Genomic DNA, 4,566 nt, shown 5'->3' on the forward strand with positions numbered 1-4,566 from the left:
CCTCCGCCAAAAAACGGAGGTCTAGCAGGACTGGCATACTTTTATATCGGTGAGGCACGCCAGAAAATGGCGCACTTTATTCCCGGTGTTCTCAGAAAACCACGCCACTTTTGCGCGACGGGGCTGCCCACCGATGCACTCCTCATGGGCTTCCAGGCCGCTTAGCGCGCACCGGAGGATATGTGCTGGCGCGCACATACAGGGAGGCTGCCCCATCATAATTTAGGTTCATGGAGCCCAGCGCTCCCCTCCCAGCGAGACCTCCCCCTCTCAGCCGCCTTCGGGCGGCTTTCTTTTTGTCCGGACGCCGCCCCAAAAAAGCCGACCGCATCGAACGGTCTGGTCGCAGGTTCGCCCCATTGAACCATCGTGACGGATTTGTTTGACGCGCGGCCTGCCAAGGCCAGCCGACCGCTCAATATTGAAACCCCAATGAAACAGCGCCCCAAGTGCGCTTCCCAAAAAAGGGCACCCCAAGAAATATTGAGCTCAATACCTCAACCATGACGCACCCCTGCGGGCGCATCACGGTTGCTGTAGCGCCCACCCCCAAATAAATCGGCTCAATACCTCAGTTTTTATGCACTTTGCCGCGCATAGAAAACTGCTGGCCCGCCGGCGGTGGTCTGAGCATGAATTTTGAAACGATTTTGGAGATGGAGGCCGCTGTGGCCGGCCTTGTTGCTGAATCTAGTGCTTTAATCTCAGCACAACATCAGCATACGATTGCACTATTGCGTTGCTAAATCGTTCCAAAATGCGGCGCACATGTGGGGCGAAATCAGATGGCGGTCTTCGGCTACATTCTCGCTGCGGATGAGGACGACGTGCACATGCAGGCCTATGACCTGCAATACGCCGGGGCTGCTGATCCCTACACCGACTATGGCGAGGATGGTCAGACTGACCGGCCCCAACTGGAAGTGGCTCTGACGAAGCTCGCCCACGGCGACACCCTGGTTGTCACCGGACTGGACCGTCTGGCGCCATCCTCCGAAGAGGTGATGGTGATAATCCGCCGGGTCGCGGACAAAGGCGCTGAACTGTGGGCGCTGTGGGACAAAACCAGCATCACGCCAGGGGACGTTCAACGCGCCTCACAGGTCATCGTGGTGCTGGAGGGGATCGACGCAGCCCACGCTTTACGGAAAGCCGATGAGGCTGCCGCAACGAAAAAGAATAGGCGCAGCAATGCCGGGCGCCCCAAGAAGCTCACCCCAGAACAGGTTAGCCATGCGCGACTGACGGTCGATAGCGGACAGCAGTCGGTTTCATCGATGGCCAAGGTCATGAGGGTCAACAAGACAACCCTATGGCGAGCGCTGAAGACTGCTCCTTCCCAATCCTGAAGCCGCTTCATTCGCGCTTCATTCGCGCTTCATTCGAGGGGCTTTCCGGACACTGGAAAAGGCGTTGGGCAGACCTCAATGCCTTCACAGGCTTGGCATGGCCGTTTTCCCGAGATCCGGGGAAAAGTCCGGCGACCTGCGCCTTCGTTACAAAGGTCCAGATGTCGGGGGTTTTGCAGCAAGGTGCGCGCATGATGCGCGGGCGCGCGTTGCTGTTACCGCAACGCAGATGCCCGGATCTGATCGGCGCGGACCTTGAGCAGACCGTTGAGCCCCCCGAAACTGGGGAGCGCAAGCACTGCCTGGAAATCCGGCAATGACAGCCTGCCCAATTTTGTCAGACGGGATACGCGAGGGAATTTCTTTACGCCGTAAAAGACGCGCAGCTGGCGCCAAAGGTATCACTGAAATGATGATGCCTTCTGGCGCATCCCGCCCGCTGCCGCCCCCCAAAACAGGGGAGCGGGCATTTCCCCGCAGTACGCATGTACGCGCCACCGTGGCGCGTACATGGAGGTGCCCACCCCGGCATTTGCGGTATGCGTACCTCACCGCTCCATGCCAATGTCTAAGGGGTATAGTCGGCGAAATTAGCCGCCTTGGCTTCTAATGGGAGGGCTAGCCCGTTGGCCAAGAATGCAACCTGATGATAGAAAGCACTTATCTGAATTATTTCAATAATTTGCTCATCGGAGTAGTGCTGTTTTAGACCGCGAAACTCAGCATCTGAAAGGGTTGATCGGTCATGTAGCGCGTCTACGGCTGTCAGGAGGGCTGCTTCTCGCTGGGACCATTTTTCCGGCGCCAATGGATAAGTGAGGGTGCCGGCAATCTCGTCCCTTGATAGTCCTGCCTTCTCGGCAAAAAGCCAGACATGCACGCCCCACTCGTATTCGCATCCTGTCCGCGCGGTGGTCCGGTCAATGATCAACTCTCTCTCCCTCAGAGATAGGGGAGAGTTTGCGAGCAGAGACCCCCGACTAAACTTTTTCCAAGCCCTTTCACTGCGTCCAATAGTGGTAAAGAGCACCAACTGCGGTGCGCCGGTCTTCTCGAAATATTCCTGCAAAAGGGCTGGAAATGGCTCAGCCGCCGGCTCAATCCGTTGCATATTGATCACCTTTTGCTACGATATCAGTAGCAAATTATTGCTACTAAAAATGTAGCGAGTCAATAGGCACATCAGATGGACAAAGAGTCGGCACTCGCTCTCCGCACTAAAACCCAACGGCCCATCATGGTGCTGTTGGATTTGCTGGGCCGTCGCTGGGCGTTGCGCGTTTTGTGGGAGCTAAGAGACGCCCCTTTAACATCGCGAGCTTTGCGAGATGCAGCAGGAGGAATTTCTCCGACTGTCCTGCAAACGCGAATGAATGAATTAAGGGAGGCTGGATTCGTCCAGTTGGACAATCATGGATATTCCCTCACTCCTTTAGGGAGAGACCTGCTGAAGGCGTTCAAGCCCCTCTATAGCTTCGCTGACATATGGGTCAGCACAGTCAAGCCGGTTGGAGCGGACCCAGAATAATCCGAAAGAGAGGTGTTGATGCAACCGCCTATGGCGGGCAGGAGTTTCGCCACAAACTGCGCGCGTGAGATGGCCAATGGGGAGCTGCTCAGAAAGCGCTACACCCTCGGGCAAGCCTGAACGCGTGAGCTAGGAGCACAGTCGGAAAATCCGATAGTGGCATGGCCAGGACAGTCGATCCTCTGTGGCCGTGTCACCGGTCTGAAGCTGAAACATAGAAACGGTTCTGCACCGATTCCCTCCCATGCTGTCACCACCCCCTCACCGGATCATCGGGCAGGTTCCGACGAATTGCGTCGCGACCTTTGGGAGTTTCGCCACCAGTACGCACGGGCGCGTGGGGCGGCAGTGACGCGTCCATCCCCCAGTGAGGGCCGGACCAAGGGTATCAATTGAACTGATACCCTCCCCCGTCACTGTCAGACGATGTCAGATGAACATCCCCGCCAGGCCGGCCTGCTCTAGGAACGGGCCAACCTGGTCGCGGGCCGCAGGCGGCAGAGCAGCATGGCTGTCTCTAAGCCACTTCAGGCACTTGGCTTGGTAAGGAAACGGCGTCTGAACCCAGGGTTTGCCGTCGACCTCAGCAGCCACCTCTGAAGCGCCAGTCGCCAGGGCCTGGGCATTGGCAAGCATCACCGGCGGATAGACGCGACCAATCTCAGCCAGTAACGGCGCTAAGGTAGCTGGCGCCGCCGCCAGCGTCGTCCAGGCCAAGTCGCTCGGCTCAAGCCCCGATAGGTCCTCCATCAGGCTGACCCAAGCATACACACGGGGTGCGGTCTCGGCGGTAAGAGCCATCGGCGTGGGGTCGAACTGGGCAAGCTGGCTCAGTTGACCGAATACGGCGAAGTCGCTCGCCGCAGGGCGCGTCCCCAGCAGGAACGGCTGCTGAGCCAAGTGGGCTTCGAAGGCTGCCAGGAACCGCCTGTAGCTGGCCTCGATCACCGGTCCGGTCACCGCGTTGGAGCCGACCACGCCTAGCCGGCTGATCTGCCGCTGACTGAACACCTGGCCTCGCTGAGCCAACTCCGCATCGGGGACCGAATAGCCCGACCAGCAGGGTAAAATAGCAGCAGCCTTGCGGATGTCTGCATCGTAAACCCAGCGGTAATGGAACATGGCCTTGGTCAGCCACTCGTCGGCGTAGTCCTCAATCAGTTCGTCAAGGAAGGCGAGAGCAGGATCATCAGGGATCACGGAGCGGCCCTCCGCTTCGCGCTCCAGACGGCGGATGATGGGACTGGAGTCGGTAACCGCCTCTAGCTCGCCGCTGTCGCTGGGTAAATAGAAGGTGGGCAGCAGCGGCACCCGAGCCTGGGGCATGGACTTGGCGGTGAAACTGTTAGACGGCAAGAAGCGATAGGGGATGTGTCGGTAGCGCAGCACCGCCAACATCTTTCGCGTGTAGGGTGAGCCAGGGGAGCCACTGAAGGCGACAGGGATCTGCAAGGCCATCGTATCGTTTTCTCCGGTCTGACTGGCACGACGCTACCGCGCTTGGACCAGCCAAGGGACTACTGACAGTCCCGCCTGTTCCAATAGCAATGCTTATGCACTGCCCCAAGAAAGTCCAATACGCTGGTACGCCATTTTTGTAAACACCGGAATAAAAAGAGGCCATTCACCGGTTTAAAAGTAGGCCAGTCGGGTCAATTATAAAGCCTCATGACGAGGCGGTTTGTGCTC

Annotated in this window: 5 protein-coding genes; 3 read left to right on the top strand and 2 right to left on the bottom strand. The window is 58.1% G+C overall.

What is annotated here, in order from left to right; translation table 11 throughout:
- Nucleotides 1–785: 785 nt before the first annotated feature.
- Both EV666_RS17945 and EV666_RS17950 read left to right on the top strand, forming a co-directional pair.
- Entirely contained in the window at nucleotides 786–1,349 is a 564-nt protein-coding gene (locus EV666_RS17945; RefSeq protein ID WP_132011002.1) for a recombinase family protein, read from the top strand.
- Nucleotides 1,313–1,669: a hypothetical protein gene (locus EV666_RS17950; RefSeq protein WP_132011004.1), complete on the top strand. Its 357-nt coding sequence runs from the start codon at nucleotides 1,313–1,315 to the stop codon at nucleotides 1,667–1,669. The genes EV666_RS17945 and EV666_RS17950 overlap by 37 nt, the downstream gene beginning before the upstream one ends.
- Nucleotides 1,670–1,917: 248 nt before the next feature.
- On the opposite strand, the gene EV666_RS17955 is transcribed toward EV666_RS17950, so the two are convergent.
- Nucleotides 1,918–2,460 carry a carboxymuconolactone decarboxylase family protein gene (locus tag EV666_RS17955; RefSeq protein ID WP_132011006.1) on the bottom strand — a complete coding sequence of 181 codons (543 nt, stop codon included), beginning with the start codon at nucleotides 2,458–2,460 and terminating at the stop codon, nucleotides 1,918–1,920.
- Nucleotides 2,461–2,535: 75 nt separating this feature from the next.
- On the opposite strand from EV666_RS17955, the gene EV666_RS17960 reads away from it, so the two are divergent.
- Entirely contained in the window at nucleotides 2,536–2,877 is a 342-nt protein-coding gene (locus EV666_RS17960) for a winged helix-turn-helix transcriptional regulator (protein WP_132011008.1), read from the top strand.
- A gap of 429 nt (nucleotides 2,878–3,306) precedes the next feature.
- Here the strand turns inward: EV666_RS17960 and EV666_RS17965 are convergent, their stop codons facing one another.
- A complete protein-coding gene (locus tag EV666_RS17965) occupies nucleotides 3,307–4,335 on the bottom strand; it encodes a glutathione S-transferase family protein (RefSeq protein WP_132011010.1) in 1,029 nt (342 codons plus the stop codon).
- Nucleotides 4,336–4,566: the final 231 nt, after the last annotated feature.

The sequence above is a fragment of the Camelimonas lactis genome, from assembly GCF_004342915.1.
Lineage (GTDB): Bacteria > Pseudomonadota > Alphaproteobacteria > Rhizobiales > Beijerinckiaceae > Camelimonas > Camelimonas lactis.

Excerpts from the sequence above, each read along its gene's own strand:
- EV666_RS17955 (WP_132011006.1), bottom strand. The coding sequence starts at position 2,460 with ATGCAACGGATTGAGCCGGCGGCTGAGCCATTTCCAGCCCTTTTGCAG.
- EV666_RS17965 (WP_132011010.1), bottom strand. The coding sequence starts at position 4,335 with ATGGCCTTGCAGATCCCTGTCGCCTTCAGTGGCTCCCCTGGCTCACCC.
- EV666_RS17945 (WP_132011002.1), top strand. The coding sequence starts at position 786 with ATGGCGGTCTTCGGCTACATTCTCGCTGCGGATGAGGACGACGTGCAC.
- EV666_RS17960 (WP_132011008.1), top strand. The coding sequence starts at position 2,536 with ATGGACAAAGAGTCGGCACTCGCTCTCCGCACTAAAACCCAACGGCCC.
- EV666_RS17950 (WP_132011004.1), top strand. The coding sequence starts at position 1,313 with ATGGCGAGCGCTGAAGACTGCTCCTTCCCAATCCTGAAGCCGCTTCAT.